Source organism: Sphingomonas degradans (assembly GCF_053502645.1).
This window is the reverse complement of record NZ_CP177172.1, coordinates 3,164,721-3,178,125: the sequence shown is the minus strand read 5'-3', so window position 1 is coordinate 3,178,125 and position 13,405 is coordinate 3,164,721. Positions and strand designations below refer to the sequence as shown.

Annotated in this window: 18 protein-coding genes; 9 read left to right on the top strand and 9 right to left on the bottom strand. The window is 68.1% G+C overall.

Going from position 1 to position 13,405, the window contains the following annotated elements; all coding sequences use genetic code 11:
• The first annotated feature begins 61 nt into the window (after positions 1 to 61).
• From fumC to ACG3SL_RS14580, 5 genes are all read left to right on the top strand, one after another.
• A complete protein-coding gene (gene fumC / locus ACG3SL_RS14600) occupies positions 62 to 1,453 on the top strand; it encodes a class II fumarate hydratase (protein WP_448661906.1) in 1,392 nt (463 codons plus the stop codon).
• A gap of 468 nt (positions 1,454 to 1,921) precedes the next feature.
• Entirely contained in the window at positions 1,922 to 2,113 is a 192-nt protein-coding gene (locus tag ACG3SL_RS14595) for a hypothetical protein (protein WP_448661905.1), read from the top strand.
• On the top strand, positions 2,113 to 2,316 hold the full coding sequence (locus ACG3SL_RS14590) for a hypothetical protein (protein ID WP_448661904.1): 204 nt from the start codon (positions 2,113 to 2,115) through the stop codon (positions 2,314 to 2,316). Before ACG3SL_RS14595 ends, ACG3SL_RS14590 begins: the two co-directional genes overlap by 1 nt.
• A gap of 36 nt (positions 2,317 to 2,352) precedes the next feature.
• Complete coding sequence (gene gmk, locus ACG3SL_RS14585; RefSeq protein WP_448661902.1) at positions 2,353 to 3,003, top strand: guanylate kinase; 651 nt, start codon at positions 2,353 to 2,355, stop codon at positions 3,001 to 3,003.
• Positions 3,004 to 3,049: 46 nt separating this feature from the next.
• Positions 3,050 to 3,622: a hypothetical protein gene (locus ACG3SL_RS14580; RefSeq protein WP_448661900.1), complete on the top strand. Its 573-nt coding sequence runs from the start codon at positions 3,050 to 3,052 to the stop codon at positions 3,620 to 3,622.
• Here the strand turns inward: ACG3SL_RS14580 and ACG3SL_RS14575 are convergent.
• The 7 genes from ACG3SL_RS14575 to ACG3SL_RS14545 are packed head-to-tail and all read right to left on the bottom strand — an operon-like array spanning position 3,617 to position 7,882.
• Positions 3,617 to 4,294: an ATP12 family chaperone protein gene (locus ACG3SL_RS14575; RefSeq protein WP_448661898.1), complete on the bottom strand. Its 678-nt coding sequence runs from the start codon at positions 4,292 to 4,294 to the stop codon at positions 3,617 to 3,619. The genes ACG3SL_RS14580 and ACG3SL_RS14575 overlap by 6 nt on opposite strands.
• Positions 4,291 to 4,512: a hypothetical protein gene (locus ACG3SL_RS14570; protein ID WP_448661897.1), complete on the bottom strand. Its 222-nt coding sequence runs from the start codon at positions 4,510 to 4,512 to the stop codon at positions 4,291 to 4,293. Before ACG3SL_RS14570 ends, ACG3SL_RS14575 begins: the two co-directional genes overlap by 4 nt.
• Positions 4,509 to 5,168 (bottom strand): HAD-IA family hydrolase, encoded by a 660-nt coding sequence (locus ACG3SL_RS14565; RefSeq protein WP_448661895.1) that lies wholly within the window; start codon positions 5,166 to 5,168, stop codon positions 4,509 to 4,511. Before ACG3SL_RS14565 ends, ACG3SL_RS14570 begins: the two co-directional genes overlap by 4 nt.
• A complete protein-coding gene (locus ACG3SL_RS14560) occupies positions 5,165 to 5,623 on the bottom strand; it encodes a hypothetical protein (RefSeq protein WP_448661894.1) in 459 nt (152 codons plus the stop codon). Before ACG3SL_RS14560 ends, ACG3SL_RS14565 begins: the two co-directional genes overlap by 4 nt.
• 8 nt (positions 5,624 to 5,631) lie before the next feature.
• The gene (locus ACG3SL_RS14555; RefSeq protein WP_448661893.1) at positions 5,632 to 6,729 is read right to left on the bottom strand and encodes an RluA family pseudouridine synthase; all 1,098 of its coding nucleotides are present in this window, start codon (positions 6,727 to 6,729) and stop codon (positions 5,632 to 5,634) included.
• Positions 6,726 to 7,103 (bottom strand): fluoride efflux transporter CrcB, encoded by a 378-nt coding sequence (crcB, locus tag ACG3SL_RS14550; RefSeq protein ID WP_448661892.1) that lies wholly within the window; start codon positions 7,101 to 7,103, stop codon positions 6,726 to 6,728. The genes ACG3SL_RS14555 and crcB overlap by 4 nt, the downstream gene beginning before the upstream one ends.
• Positions 7,104 to 7,147: 44 nt before the next feature.
• The gene (locus ACG3SL_RS14545) at positions 7,148 to 7,882 is read right to left on the bottom strand and encodes a hypothetical protein (protein WP_448661891.1); all 735 of its coding nucleotides are present in this window, start codon (positions 7,880 to 7,882) and stop codon (positions 7,148 to 7,150) included.
• 164 nt (positions 7,883 to 8,046) lie between these two features.
• Between ACG3SL_RS14545 and ACG3SL_RS14540 the strand changes: the two genes are divergently transcribed.
• Positions 8,047 to 8,268, top strand: a complete 222-nt coding sequence (locus ACG3SL_RS14540) for a hypothetical protein (protein ID WP_448661890.1) — start codon at positions 8,047 to 8,049, stop codon at positions 8,266 to 8,268.
• Between the two features lie 43 nt (positions 8,269 to 8,311).
• Here the strand turns inward: ACG3SL_RS14540 and ACG3SL_RS14535 are convergent, their stop codons facing one another.
• A complete protein-coding gene (locus ACG3SL_RS14535) occupies positions 8,312 to 9,136 on the bottom strand; it encodes a class I mannose-6-phosphate isomerase (RefSeq protein WP_448661889.1) in 825 nt (274 codons plus the stop codon).
• A gap of 136 nt (positions 9,137 to 9,272) precedes the next feature.
• Here ACG3SL_RS14535 and ACG3SL_RS14530 point away from each other — a divergent pair, with 136 nt between their 5' ends.
• The 3 genes from ACG3SL_RS14530 (at position 9,273) to ACG3SL_RS14520 (ending at position 12,316) form a co-directional block, all read left to right on the top strand.
• Complete coding sequence (locus ACG3SL_RS14530; RefSeq protein ID WP_448661888.1) at positions 9,273 to 10,091, top strand: outer membrane protein assembly factor BamD; 819 nt, start codon at positions 9,273 to 9,275, stop codon at positions 10,089 to 10,091.
• 57 nt (positions 10,092 to 10,148) lie between these two features.
• The gene (gene recN / locus ACG3SL_RS14525; protein ID WP_448661887.1) at positions 10,149 to 11,813 is read left to right on the top strand and encodes a DNA repair protein RecN; all 1,665 of its coding nucleotides are present in this window, start codon (positions 10,149 to 10,151) and stop codon (positions 11,811 to 11,813) included.
• Positions 11,814 to 11,953: 140 nt separating this feature from the next.
• Positions 11,954 to 12,316 carry a hypothetical protein gene (locus ACG3SL_RS14520; RefSeq protein ID WP_448661886.1) on the top strand — a complete coding sequence of 121 codons (363 nt, stop codon included), beginning with the start codon at positions 11,954 to 11,956 and terminating at the stop codon, positions 12,314 to 12,316.
• Between the two features lie 61 nt (positions 12,317 to 12,377).
• Here ACG3SL_RS14520 and ACG3SL_RS14515 read toward each other — a convergent pair whose 3' ends face one another.
• Positions 12,378 to 13,340: a cell wall hydrolase gene (locus tag ACG3SL_RS14515; protein WP_448661885.1), complete on the bottom strand. Its 963-nt coding sequence runs from the start codon at positions 13,338 to 13,340 to the stop codon at positions 12,378 to 12,380.
• Between the last annotated feature and the right edge of the window lie 65 nt (positions 13,341 to 13,405).

Genomic DNA, 13,405 nt, shown 5'->3' with positions numbered 1-13,405 from the left:
CGGGCTTGGCGAAGCCGGGGTTTTGCTCCTAGAGCCCTGCGCAAACGATCCGGAGGCTTTCATGACCGACACCCGTACCGAAACCGACTCGATCGGCGCGATCGAAGTTCCCGCCGATGCCTATTGGGCGGCGCAGACCCAGCGCTCGATCGAGAATTTCCCGTTCGGCGCGCAGGAGCGGATGCCGATCGGCATCGTCCATGCGCAGGCCATCGTGAAGCAGGCCGCGGCGCGCGTGAACGTGAAGCACGGGCTGGACCCCGAGATCGCCAAGGTGATCGATCAGGTCGCGCAGGAAGTGATCGACGGCAAGCTCGACGACCAGTTCCCGCTGGTGATCTGGCAGACTGGCAGCGGCACCCAGACCAACATGAACGTGAACGAAGTCATCGCGGGCCGCGCGAACGAAATCCTGACCGGCAAGCGCGGCGGCAAATTGCCCGTCCACCCGAACGATCACGTCAACATGGCGCAGTCGTCGAACGACAGCTTCCCCACGGCGCTGCACATCGCCGCCGCGCGTGGCGTCACGCTGAAGCTGTATCCGGCGCTCGACCGGCTGTTCGCCGCGCTCGACAAGAAGGCGAAGGACTGGGATCACATCGTCAAGATCGGCCGCACGCACTTGCAGGACGCGACGCCGCTGACGCTGGGACAGGAATTCTCGGGCTATGCCGCGATGCTGGCGTCGGCCAAGGCGCGCTTCGCCAGCGTGCTCGATCTCGACATCTTCAAGCTGGCGCTGGGCGGCACCGCGGTGGGCACGGGCCTCAATTCGCCGCCGCATTATGCCGAGGACGTGGCGGCGGAGATCGCCAACATCACGGGGCTTCCCTTCGTCACGGCGCCGAACAAGTTCGAATCGCTGGCGACCAAGGACCAGCTGGTGAACCTGTCGGGCACGCTCAACACGCTGGCGGTGTCGCTGACCAAGATCGCCAACGACATCCGCCTGCTGGGCAGCGGCCCGCGTTCGGGGCTGGGCGAGCTGGACCTGCCAGCGAACGAGCCGGGCAGCTCGATCATGCCGGGCAAGGTGAACCCCACCCAGTGCGAGATGCTGACGATGGTGGCCGGCCAGGTGATCGGCAACCATGTCGCGGTGACCGTCGGCGGGATGCAGGGCCATATGGAGCTGAACGTGTTCAAGCCGCTGATCGGATCGAACGTGCTGCGCTCGATCGAGCTGATGGCGATCGGCATGACCAGCTTCGCCGAGCGCACGATCGACGGGCTGAAGGCGAATGAGGGCCGGATCAAGGAACTGGTCGACCGCTCGCTGATGCTGGTCACCGCGCTGGCGCCCGCGATCGGATACGACAATGCGGCCAAGATCGCGAAGAACGCGCACGAAAAGGGCCTGACGCTCAAGGAGTCCGGTCTGGCGCTCGGGCTGGTGGACGAAGCCACCTTCGACAAGTTCGTCCGCGCCGAGGAGATGATCGGGCGGTAAGGCTGTCTCCCCACCCCGTCATCCCAGCGAAAGCCGGGATCTCGTGCGGTAGCGCTGCACCGTCGCCGCCCGGCCCCGATGAGACCCCGGCTTTCGCCGGGGTGACGGGCTGGGGGCGGGCGCCGGCCTTCTCTCCCATCGTCATCCCGGCGCAGGCCGGGATCTCGTGCGGTAGGGCAGCACCGTCGCCGCCTGGCCCCGACGAGACCCCGACTTTCGTCGGGGTGACGGATGTGGCGCGTGACAGGGTGGGCGGTCTCGGATGGTTCTCCGCCCTTGTCACCCAGGGCTTGACCCAGGGCCCAGCTTGATTGGCTTGCACTTCAAGCACAGATGGCACCGTGTCGCCGGGGAAGAACCGAAGAAGCGGAGCCCCGAGTCAGACTCGGGGTGACTCGTAGGGTGCAGCCAAGGGAACAAACTCGCGCGCTCGCCCGCTTATCCCCCGAACCATTTCGGGAGCATCACATGATCGGCAAGGCAATCGCAGGGTGGATCGGGAGCAAGATCGACCAGCGGGACGGCGAGGGTGGCACGATGGGTGCCATTGTCGGCGTCGTCGTATGGGAAGTCGGCAAGCGCGTGGTGCCCGCGGCGATCGTGCTGGGCGCGGCAGCCTATGGTGCGCGCTATGTTTCGCGGCGGATGGAGCAGGCGTGATGCGCGGGTTGATCGGCGCGCTGATCGGCAGCCGGGTCAGCCGCACTCACGGCGGCGGCGGTGCTAAGGGTGCGGTGATGGGCTATGCCGCGCAGCGCATGATCGCCCGGATGGGCACGCCGGGATTGCTGCTGGCGGGCGGATATGGCCTGTGGCGCTATGCCGCCGATCGTCGAAAGCGGCGCTCGAACCGCACCGTGTGACTTGACGGCGGGGGTGGTCGCACGCCAGTAGCGCCCATGCCCCACCGCTCCGAGAACGATCCCCATAAATTCCGCCGCCGCGGCGTGCTGTTCGTGCTGTCCTCGCCATCGGGCGCAGGCAAGTCGACGATCGCGCGCAAGTTGCTTGCCGCAGACGACCAGCTCGAAATGTCGGTGTCCTACACGACGCGCGCGATCCGCCCCGGCGAAGAGGACGGCAAGGACTATCATTTCGTCGATCTCGAGAAGTTTCGCGAGATGGTGTCGAACCACGAGTTCCTCGAATGGGCGCATGTGTTCGACCAGCGTTATGGCACCCCGCGTGAGGGCGTGGAGAAAATCCTCGCCTCCGGGCGCGACGTGTTGTTCGACATCGACTGGCAGGGCGCGCAGCAGCTGTTCCAGCTGGCTGGCGGCGATGTGGTGCGGATCTTCATCCTGCCGCCGTCGCTCCCCGAACTGCGCGAGCGGCTGATCAACCGGCGCACCGATTCGATGGAGATCATCGACCGCCGCATGGCCCGCGCCACGGCCGAGGTGAGCCATTGGGACGGCTATGACTATGTGCTGGTCAACGACGAAGTCGAGCAGTGCTTCCAGTCGGTGCACACGATCCTGAAGGCCGAACGGCTCAAGCGTTCGCGGCAGACCGGGCTGATCGGTTTCATTCGCGGGTTGAACAAATAGGGCGTCCGCTGGTTCGCTAACCCGCAGACGAACACGGGAGAGCGATATGGCGAAGCTGTTGATGGGCGGCGTGCTGGGCGGGGTGGCGATGTGGATCGTCGGCTTCCTGTTCTGGGGAACGCCGTTGAGCCGGATCGCCGTGTCGCGCACCGACGAGCCCGTGAGTGCCGCGCTCCAGCGCGCGCTGGCGGACAATCTGGGGACGCTGGGCACCGGGGCCTATCCGATTCCGTGGGCGGGGACGCCGGCGGGCACGCAGCTTCACGGGCAAGGGCCGGTGGCGATGATCTTCTTCAACACCAGCGGCTTTGCCATTCCCGATAGCGGCGCGCTGATCGGCGGGCTGGTGCTGGCGATGCTGTGCGCGTTGCTGATGGCGTTTGCCGTCCGCGCGGTGGCGGGCGGACGCGATTTCGCCGGGCGGCTGAAGATCGTGGCGGCGGTGGCCGTGGCGGTGACGGCCTATACCGATCTGGGCCAGCCGATCTTCAACCACATGCCGCTGGGCTATTTCCTGTTCCTGTGGATCAGCGACGTGCTGTCGTGGATCGCGGCGGGCGCAGTGATCGCCTGGGCGCTGCCCCGGGCCGGCGTGGTTGCGCGCTACGAACCGCTATAGCAGCGAAAGGAACCGCGCGCCGGCGTCGAAATCGGCGCGGTGGGCGGCGCGGGTGGTGGAGGCGAGGTCGTCCTGGCCCCACATTTCTTCCTGCCACGCTTCGTCGACCTGCGCCGCGTGCCACACCGTATCGGCATCCGCCGCGCCCTCCAGCAGCGCCAGCGCCGCGACCAGCGATCCGCTGACCGTTACCAGCGGCGAGAGGCCGGCGAGGCGGAACGGGTCGAGCGCGGCGACTGCTTCGCCCAGCCGCGCGACGGTGGCCGGGGGCTGGGCGCGGTGCATCACACCGGCGACCGTTTCGAAATGCACGTCGTAGCGCCCGCGCGCCCAATCGAGCAGCGGGTCCCATGCCGCCTGCTGGCGCGCGACCAGCGGTTCGGGCTCGGCGGCGCGATAATAGAGCAGGTCGCTTTCGCCATAGGCGGCGAGGCCGGAGGCAAAGGCGGCGGGATCGGCGCCGATCCGGTCGATTGCGGCATTGGCCAGCCCGGTCAGCGGCATCGCGCGCGGATCGAGCGTATCGCCGACCCCGCGCCATTCGTCCGCCACTGCCTCCGCCAGTTGCGGGGTCGGCAGGATCAGGGGTACGCGACCCGGCGTGCGCACCGGCTTGCCGTCCAGCGCGATTCCCGCTTCCTCGACGCTGACGTCCTTCCAGAAACGCTTCACGACGGCTCCGGCGTCTTCCAGCGGCGCGCCATCGCGCGGGGTACCACGGCCATCATGTACAGCGCCGACAGCAGGATCGCGCCGCCCAGCACCGTCTGTTCCCATGCCTGCGCCCGGCCCGCGAGCACCAGCCCGAACACCGCGCCCGCCGTCGCGAGCAGGTTCACCGCGACGATCGCGTAATAGCGTTTCATCGCCAGCCGGTCCGCGTCGGTCATAAGCTCTCCAGATGCGCCGCCAGCGCGCTTGCATGCGGCACGACGTGAGTCGCGCCCGCTGCCGACAGTTCCTGCGCGCTGTGGTAGCCCCATGCAACACCCACGGGATGCGCGCCGGCATTGACCGCCATCGCCATGTCGAAGCTGGTGTCGCCGATCATTGCCGTGGTGTGCGGCGCGGCGCCCGCTTCCGCCATTGCCAGTTCCACCATCGAGGGATGCGGCTTGGACGGGTGGCGATCGGCGGTCTGCCGCGTGACGAAGCGGTGGCTAAGCCCATGATGCTCCAGGATCAGGTGCAGCCCGCGATCGGACTTGCCGGTCGCGACGCCCAGCATCCAGCCGGCGGCGTCGAGCGTGTCGATTGCCTCCCGCACGCCGTCGAACAGCGGTTCGGGGTCGAGCGCGTTGCTGGCGCGCATTGCCCAGAACGCCTGCTTGTATCCCTCCGCCATGCTGGCGTGCAGCGCAGGGTCGGCATCGGGCAGCAACTGCGCGATGGCGGGAACCAGGCTGAGGCCGACGATGCTGCGGATCGCATCGCGCCCCGGCGGCTCCAGCCGCGCGGCGACGAAGCATTCCTCCATCGCGCGGCAGATATTGGCCTGGCTGTCCACCAGCGTGCCGTCGCAGTCGAACAGCGCGAGGCGGTTCATCGTGGCGCGTCGGTGGGGCAGGGGGCGTCGGGGCGCGGGCGGACGACGAAGCCGATGCCGTCTGCCGCGGGCGCGCCCGTAACCGTCCGGTCGGGGCAGGGCGCGAGGACTTCCACCGTCCGGGCATCGCGCCAGCGCAATTGCGCCTCCGCGCCGTCGGGTTCGGCCTTGGTGCGGACCTGCGCGATGGCGAAGGTCGCGCGCACGTCCTGATCGGGCACCCGCCCTTCGGCGGGGAAGTCCGGCACTTCCGACGGATTGAGCGCGATGTGGCGCGACGCAGGCGAAATCGTCAGCGTCAGCCGCCCGGCGACGTCGCATTCCTGCTCGCACCACAGGCGCGCGACATGCGTGCGATCGGGCGAGCGCGCCTCGACCAGTATCCAGTCTTCGCCCTCGATCCCGCCGCATGCCGCCGCGAGCAGGGGCAGCAGCAGCGCCGCCGCCCGGAACACGCCGCGCCTCATTCGCCGCGACGACGACCGCGCTCGCCGCGGCGTTCCTTGCGCATCGACTTGGCATGGGCGCGGCCCATCGCCTTTTTCTGTTCGCGCGAGGGCGGGGGCCGCCCGTCGAGCAGCTCGATCTCGCCCAGATGCTCCTCGAACCCCAGCGTCTTCATCGATTCGGCGAAGTGGCTGGGCAGTTCGGCGGTCACGTCGATCTTGCCGCCATCGGGATGGTCGATGCGGATGCGGCGCGCGTGCAGGTGCATCTTGCGGCTGATCCCGCCGGTCAGGAATGCCTCCTGCAGCCCGTATTTGCCGTCGCCGACGATCGGGTGGCCGATCGCCGCCATATGGACGCGCAGCTGGTGGGTGCGGCCGGTGAACGGTTGCAGCTCGACCCAGGCGGCGCGATTGCCCGCCTGTTCGATCACGCGATAACGGGTGCGGCTGGGGGCGCCTTCCTTCATGTCGACATGCATCTTCTCGCCGCCGGTGCCCGGCTGCTTGGCGAGGGGCAGGTCGATAAAGCCGTCCTCGATCTCCGGCACGCCCATCACCAGCGCCCAATAGATCTTGCGCGCGGTGCGGCCCGAGAACGATTTGGCGAAGAACGCGGCGGCGCGCGAGGTGCGCGCGATCAGCAGCGCGCCCGACGTGTCCTTGTCGAGTCGGTGGACCAGCTTGGGCCGCCCCTCCAGGTCGAACTGGATTCCGTCGAGCAGGCCGTCGACATGCTCGTGCGTCTTGGTGCCGCCCTGCGTCGCCAGGCCCGGCGGCTTGTTGAGCACGATCGCCTGGGCATCCTTGTGGATCACCATTTCGCGGATGAAGCTGGTCTGGTCCTCGCTCAGCGGGTTGCGCTGGATCTTGGGCTTGCCGGCGACGTCGGGCTTGGGCTGTTCGGCGGGGGGCACGCGGATCGTCTGCCCCTGCGTCACGCGGTCGCCCGGTGCGGCGCGGGCGCCATCGACGCGCAATTGCCCGGTACGCGCCCAGCGCGATACCAGGTTGAAGCTGACATCCTCCATATGGCGTTTGAACCAGCGATCCAGGCGGATGCCGTCGTCGTCGGCTCCGACGATGAACTGGCGGACTTCGTTTTCGGCGCTCATGCCACGGCTTTCACAAACTGGAGTCCCAGCGCCAATGCGGCGATGGACCCGATGACCGAGGCAAGGATATAGCCGAGCGCGGTCGGCCAGTCGCCGCGCTGGAGCATCGACATCGTGTCGAGCGAAAAACTGGAAAAGGTGGTGAAGCCGCCGAGCACGCCGATGGCGAGCAGCAGCCGCAGCGTATCGGTGCCTTGCCCGATCCGCGCCAGCGTGCCGACCAGCACGCCCATCAGCAGTCCGCCGATCAGGTTGACCGCCAGCGTGCCCCAGGGGAAGCCCGGGCCGAACAGTGCCGTCGCGCCGGTACCGACAAGGTATCGCGCGCCGCTGCCCACTGCGCCGCCGAGCATGACTAGAAATAGAGAAGGCATAATCCCGCGGTTAGCGCGGAATGGCGCCGAGGGAAACCTCCGGGTTACGCCCCGTGGTTGACGACCATGTCGATGTCGGTGCCGCCATCGGGCCGATTGGTGAGGAACAGGACATAGGCGCCGTCGTCGCGGGCGCGGGTGCCGCCCAGGATATGCTCCTTGCCGTCGATCTGGTGTTCGGCGGTGTAGCCGGCCTTTACGGCCCGGGTGTAATACCAATCGAGCATCGTCTGCATCGGCTGCGGCGATGAGAAGCTGACGACGCGCAGCGCGCATTTGCCGGCTTCTGTCCCGGCGGCCTCGGTCACGCGCGCCTGGGGGAAGAGCGGGAGATCGGCGGGCAGCCGCTGCGCCCAGCTGGCCGAATAGGTGAGCGATGCGGCACACTGGCTGGTGTTGCCGCCCTTTTGCCGCTGCGCCAGCCCGCCCAGCGTCACGCTTTCGCGCGCGGCGGCGCATTGGGCGCAATCCTTGCCGGCGACGGTCGGGGCGGGGGTCTTCATAAGCCCGGTCGTATCGAACTTGTCGGTGTTTGCGGCGACCGCGTCGTTCGGGACGGCGCCCGAATAGGGCTGGTTCGCCGGGCGGATCGCGTCGCTGTTGGCCTGCTGGCCCAGCTGCGGATCGACCATGATCTGGTCCTGGAGCGCGCCGGCAAGCTGGGGGTCGAGGATGTTGACCGCCGCCGCATCGTTTGCTGCCTGGCCATCGTCGGCGCGGCATCCCGCAAGCGCCAGCGGGAGAAAGACGAAGACGAAAACGAAGAAGTTGCGGACCATCGGACGCTCCTGAAGGTGCGCAATCCCTGGCACAGGAAGGTTAAGGAAGCGTTGGGCACGGTCGGCGCGGCGGGAACGCGGCCCCTGCGCGGGGCGTTGCGAGAGACAGAATCGGATTACTGTGCTATCTTGCCAACACACCTCGGAAGGGCCATCTTGCCGTCATGTTGAACATTCTATCGCTTCTGACCGGCGCCGTCGCCCTTGTGCTCGCGTTGATCGGCATCATCCCGATCATCTCGCTGGTAAACTGGATCGCGTTTCCGATTGCGCTGGTCGGCGCCGCGCTGGGGGCGATGTCGAGCAGCAATTCGGGGCGGAATCTAAACCTGCTGGTGCTGGTCATCAGCGGCTTGCGGCTGTTCCTGACCGGCGGATTGTTGTGAGTGGACGCTAGGCCCTCCCCGCGCGGAGAGGGCCCGGCGGCAATCAGAGGCGCGTGGTGCCCGGATAGGCGAACAACAGGTCGCTGCCCGCCTCTGCATGCAGTTCGGCATGGCCGTGCAGCGTGACGCATTCGCCCGCGCGGAACGCGACGCCGTCGACTACGCCTTCGCCCGTGACGGCGATCAGCCAGCCGGTGACGCCTTCGGGCAGCGTCAGCGTGCGGTGCCCGCCTTCCCAGCGCTCAAGCACGAATTTCGGCCCTTCGACCAGGATCGTGCGGTCGTCCGCGACCTTGCCCGGCATCGGATGCGCGACGAACGGAACGGCCTTCGCCACGGCAACGCCGTCGTCGAGGTGGAGTTCGCGCGGACGGCCATAGTCGTACAGGCGATAGGTGGTGTCGCTGTTCTGCTGGACTTCGATCAGCGTGATGCCCGCGCCGATCGCGTGGACCGTGCCCGAGGGGGCGTAGAAGAAATCGCCCGCCTTTACCGGCTTCCAATCGAGCAGCTGTTCGATCGACCCGTCGAGTGCCGCCGCCTTCAGCGTCGCGGAATCGACGGGCTGGTGCGTGCCCAGCGCGATCGTCGAATCGGGTTCGGCCGCCAGGATGATCCAGCATTCGTCCTTGCCACGCGGCAGGCCGCGGGCATGGGCCTGTTCGTCATCGGGATGGACCTGGACCGACAGCTTCTCGCTAGTGAACAGATATTTGATGAGCAGGTCGGGCGTCGCGTCGCCGGGCGTCTGGAACCAGATCTCGCCGACCGGGTCGCCATTCGGTGACGGGTCAGCGAAGCCCGGCCACAAGGTGTTGCGGCCCCAGGGTTTTTCTACGCGATGCGTTGCCAGAAGCGTGGCGGTCACTCATTCTCTCCGTGGTGGATGGCGAACCCCCTAGCGCAACGCGCCGCGCTTGTCTGCGATCCTTGTTCGCCCCGGCCACAAAGCCGCCGCGAAAAGGATTGTTTGAAGCCATGCGGCTCGGCTAAGACCCCTGCCCATGCGTACTCCATTGCCCCGCGTCTTCGCGCTCGCGCTCCTTCCGGTGCTTGCTTTTTCCATCACCGGTTGCGCCAGGAAGGGCGCCAAGGGGGACCTGCCCTATGTCGCGCGCGACGTCGGCACGCTGTATTCCGCCGCCAAGCAGCGGCTGGACCAGCACCAGTACAAGCTGGCCGCCGCGCTGTTCGACGAAGTCGAGCGGCAGCATCCCTATTCGGTATGGGCGCGCCGCGCGCAGCTGATGGGGGCGTTCAGCTATTATCTCAACGGCGACTATGCCGAATCGATCGCGTCGGCGCAGCGCTTCCTGGCGGTGCACCCGGGCAATCGCGATGCTTCCTATGCCTATTACCTGATCGGCATCAGCTATTACGAGCAGATCTCCGACGTCACCCGCGACCAGAAGATCACCCAGCAGGCACTCGATTCGCTCGGCGAACTGACTCGTCGGTATCCGAACACCAAATACGCCGCCGACGCGCGGCTGAAGATGGACCTTGTCCGCGACCATCTGGCCGGCAAGGAAATGGAAGTCGGGCGCTTCTATGAAACGCGCGGCCAGTGGCTGGCGGCGACGATGCGTTTCCGCACCGTCATCGACAATTACCAGATGACCACGCACGTCCCCGAAGCGCTGATGCGGCTGACCGAGGCGTATCTGGCGCTGGGCGTGCCGATCGAGGCGGAAAAGGCGGCGGCCGTGCTGGGCGCCAACTATCCGGGCACGGACTGGTACAAGCATGCCTACGAACTGATGCAGGACAACAAGGACAAGCTGCAAAAGGCACACGCGATCGTGGCGACGCCGGCGGGCTGAGCGCGTCGCGCGGAAGGGGCTTTCGTTCCTCCTCTGTTCCTGTCATAAGGCGCGCCGATGCTGACTGGGCTGTCCATTCGCGACGTGGTGCTGATCGAGGCGCTGGACCTGGAGTTCGGGGCCGGGCTGGGCGTGCTGACCGGCGAGACCGGGGCGGGCAAGTCGATCCTGCTCGACGCATTGGGTCTGGCGCTGGGCGCGCGCGGCGAATCCGGGCTGGTGCGGCAGGGCGCGGCACAGGCGGTGGTGACCGCGACGTTTGAGACTCCCGCGCCCGACAGTCAGATCGCCAATGCGATGGCGCAGAACGGGCTGTCGCTGGAGCCGGGCGAGCCGTTGCTGATCCGGCGCATCGTCAAGGCCGATGGCGGCAGCCGGGCGTTCGTGAACGACCAGCCCGCATCGGCTGGACTGTTGCGCGAACTGGCGCCGCATCTAGTGGAAATCCATGGCCAGCATGACGATCGCGGACTGTTGAACCCGCGCGGGCATCGGGTGCTGCTCGATGCCTTTGCCCGGCTCGATTCGGGGCAAGTGGCGATTGCGCACCGGGCCTGGCGAGAGGCGGAGGATGCGCTGGCAGTCGCCCGCGCCGAACAGGACGCCGCCGAGCGGGACCGCGAATGGCTGGAACACGCCGTCGCCGAACTGCGCGCGCTGGCGCCGGCGCCGGGCGAAGAGGCCGAGCTTGCCGAGCGTCGCGCGACGATGCAGCGCGGCGAGAAGGTCGCGGGCGAATTGCAGGCGATCACCGAATTGCTCGAAGGCTCCGAGGGCGGGCTGAGCGCGTTGCGCCAGGCCGCGCGCATCCTGGAGCGGATTGCCGACCAGCATGCGGCGCTGGAGGAAGCGTTGGCGGCGATCGATCGCGCGCTGATCGAGGCGGACGCGACGCAAAGCGCGATCGACAGCGCCGCCGACGCGCTCGCTTTCGATCCCGCCGCGCTGGAAGCGGACGAGACGCGGCTGTTCGAGCTGCGCGCCGTCGCGCGCAAGCACCGGATACAGCCGGACGACCTGCCCGAATTGTTCGAGACGCTGGAGGCGCGGCTGGCCCGTGTGGAGCAGGGCGGGGCTGGCATTGCGGCGCTGGAACTGGCGGTCGAAACCGCGCACCGCGCCTATCGCGACGCCGCGCAGGCATTGTCGGCGGCACGGCAGGCGGCGGCGACGCGGCTCGATTTGGCGGTGGAGAGCGAGTTAAAGCCGCTCAAGCTGGACGCCGCGCGCTTCCGCACCGTGGTGGAGCCGCTGGACGAGGCGCAGTGGAGCCCGAGCGGTATGGACCGGGTCGAGTTTCTGGTGTCCACCAATCCCGGCGCACCCTTCGCGCCGCTGATCAAGATCGCGTCGGGTGGCGAATTGTCGCGCTTCATCCTGGCGATGAAAGTCGCGCTGGCGGAAGAGGGCGGCGCGGGCACGCTGATCTTCGACGAAATCGATCGCGGCGTCGGCGGCGCCGTGGCAAGCGCGATCGGCGAGCGGCTGGCCCGGCTGGCGGGCACGGCCCAGCTGCTGGTCGTGACGCACAGCCCGCAGGTCGCGGCGCGGGGTGCGGCGCATCTGTTGATCGCCAAGCGCCATGACGGCATCGTCACCCGCACCGGGGTGACGCCGCTGAACCCTGCCCAGCGGCGCGAGGAAATCGCGCGGATGCTGTCGGGCGCCGAAATCACCGACGAGGCGCGGGCGCAGGCCGAACGGCTGCTCGAGCCCGCCTGAAGGCGCGAACCTGAACGAAGCTGTCCGCGATGCGACAGATGGCGACAAAAAACCACGAAGCGCGGCACAGCGTTGCGACAGGCGCGACCGATACCTCTTCTCGACCACTGCGGTGGTCGGGTTCGTAGAGGAGAAGTACGATGCAGAAATTTTCGCTGATGCTCGCCGGTCTCGGCATTGCCATCGCCGCCGTTCCGGCCGCCGCGATCGCCGCCCCGGCGCCGGCGCCCTACAGCTATCAGGCGGGTTGGCAGAACATCAACGCGCGCCAGGCGCGGCTTGAGGCCCGGATCAACCAGGGCATCCGTTCGGGCGCGCTGACGCGCAGCGAGGCGACGCGCCTGCGCAACGAATATCGTTCGCTGGTCCGGCTCGAGGCGCGCTATCGCGCCAGCCGTCCGGGACTGACGCTGGCCGAGCGCCGCGACCTCGACCGCCGCTTCGACGCGCTGTCGGCGCGGATCCGGATCGAGAAGCACGACCGCAACCATTACCGCCGCTGATCGGCGCGGCTGCGAAGCCAAGGGGCTCGGCCAGCGATGGCCGGGCCTTTTGCCATGGGCGTCAGCGCAGCGGCTTGCCGCTGTCCTTCCACTTGTCGAGGATTTGCGAGTCGGGGTCGGCGGGCCGGGCATAGGCGGCCAGCGGCGCGCCGCTCTCGACATGCGCAGGAGGCTGTACGGCGGGGGCGGGCGTGCCTGCCGTGGTCGCTACCGCCACGGGCGGCGTGAGAGTCTCGGGGACATGCGGTGCCGGCAGCGGCTCATGGCCCAGATAGGGCTGGCGGAAAGCGGCGGCGGTGCCCCACCATCCTTTCCAGCGGTGGAAGAAATGCGCGCCGAACGCGCCAGTCATCACCAGCCCCCGGTTCCACGCCGGGGTGACGGCATAGGTATGGTAATGCGTCGCCATGCCCACGGGCGCGAACACGGCGCCGCTGAGCGCGCTGGCGGCGACGCGGGCGGCGCGCAGCCACGGCCCGCGCGCGGGCTGGCCCCGGGCCATCGCACCGTTGCAGGTGAAGCTGAACTGGCATCCCTGACGCTCCGATCCCTGGAACACCACGCCGCACACGCTGGCCGGGAAGGCGGGGTGGCGCACGCGATTGAGCACGACCTGTGCCACGGCGCGCTGGCCGTCATCGGGTTCGTTCGCCGCCTCGTAATAGATCGCCGTGGTCAGGCACTGGAGCGCGCGCGCCTTGTCGGTTGCGCTGCCCGCGAGGCGGAACGGGGCGGCGGGCTGGATCGAGCTGTGGATTGTGTCGGCGGCAGGCACCGGCATGTCGGGCAGCGCGGCCGTGCCGGTGCTGCCGGCGGACGCGGCGCTGTCGTCGGCGATTGCGGTGTAATAGGCGGCGCCCGGGAAATGGTCCTCCGCCTCATAACCGGTGGCTGCGGGTGCGGAGACCGGCGCGGTCGGGACAGGGCTCAGCGCCTGTGCCGAGAAGCCGGCGCCGACCAGCGAAAGGACCAGAGCCGCCGCCAGTCCGCGCACCTGCATCCGAGTGAACCGCCGCCAGAACAATGCCGAATCCCCGCGTGGCCCCATGCCCCGCTGGCGCTGCCTATAGCCGCTGGCGCCCGTGCCCG

Bases quoted from the DNA above. Each gene is read 5' to 3' on its own strand.
- ACG3SL_RS14565 (WP_448661895.1), bottom strand. From the start codon at position 5,168: ATGAACCGCCTCGCGCTGTTCGACTGCGACGGCACGCTGGTGGACAGC.
- ACG3SL_RS14520 (WP_448661886.1), top strand. From the start codon at position 11,954: ATGCAGAAATTTTCGCTGATGCTCGCCGGTCTCGGCATTGCCATCGCC.
- ACG3SL_RS14590 (WP_448661904.1), top strand. From the start codon at position 2,113: ATGCGCGGGTTGATCGGCGCGCTGATCGGCAGCCGGGTCAGCCGCACT.
- ACG3SL_RS14540 (WP_448661890.1), top strand. From the start codon at position 8,047: ATGTTGAACATTCTATCGCTTCTGACCGGCGCCGTCGCCCTTGTGCTC.
- gmk (WP_448661902.1), top strand. From the start codon at position 2,353: ATGCCCCACCGCTCCGAGAACGATCCCCATAAATTCCGCCGCCGCGGC.
- recN (WP_448661887.1), top strand. From the start codon at position 10,149: ATGCTGACTGGGCTGTCCATTCGCGACGTGGTGCTGATCGAGGCGCTG.
- ACG3SL_RS14545 (WP_448661891.1), bottom strand. From the start codon at position 7,882: ATGGTCCGCAACTTCTTCGTTTTCGTCTTCGTCTTTCTCCCGCTGGCG.
- ACG3SL_RS14580 (WP_448661900.1), top strand. From the start codon at position 3,050: ATGGCGAAGCTGTTGATGGGCGGCGTGCTGGGCGGGGTGGCGATGTGG.
- fumC (WP_448661906.1), top strand. From the start codon at position 62: ATGACCGACACCCGTACCGAAACCGACTCGATCGGCGCGATCGAAGTT.
- ACG3SL_RS14530 (WP_448661888.1), top strand. From the start codon at position 9,273: ATGCGTACTCCATTGCCCCGCGTCTTCGCGCTCGCGCTCCTTCCGGTG.
- ACG3SL_RS14570 (WP_448661897.1), bottom strand. From the start codon at position 4,512: ATGACCGACGCGGACCGGCTGGCGATGAAACGCTATTACGCGATCGTC.
- crcB (WP_448661892.1), bottom strand. From the start codon at position 7,103: ATGCCTTCTCTATTTCTAGTCATGCTCGGCGGCGCAGTGGGCAGCGGC.
- ACG3SL_RS14555 (WP_448661893.1), bottom strand. From the start codon at position 6,729: ATGAGCGCCGAAAACGAAGTCCGCCAGTTCATCGTCGGAGCCGACGAC.
- ACG3SL_RS14595 (WP_448661905.1), top strand. From the start codon at position 1,922: ATGATCGGCAAGGCAATCGCAGGGTGGATCGGGAGCAAGATCGACCAG.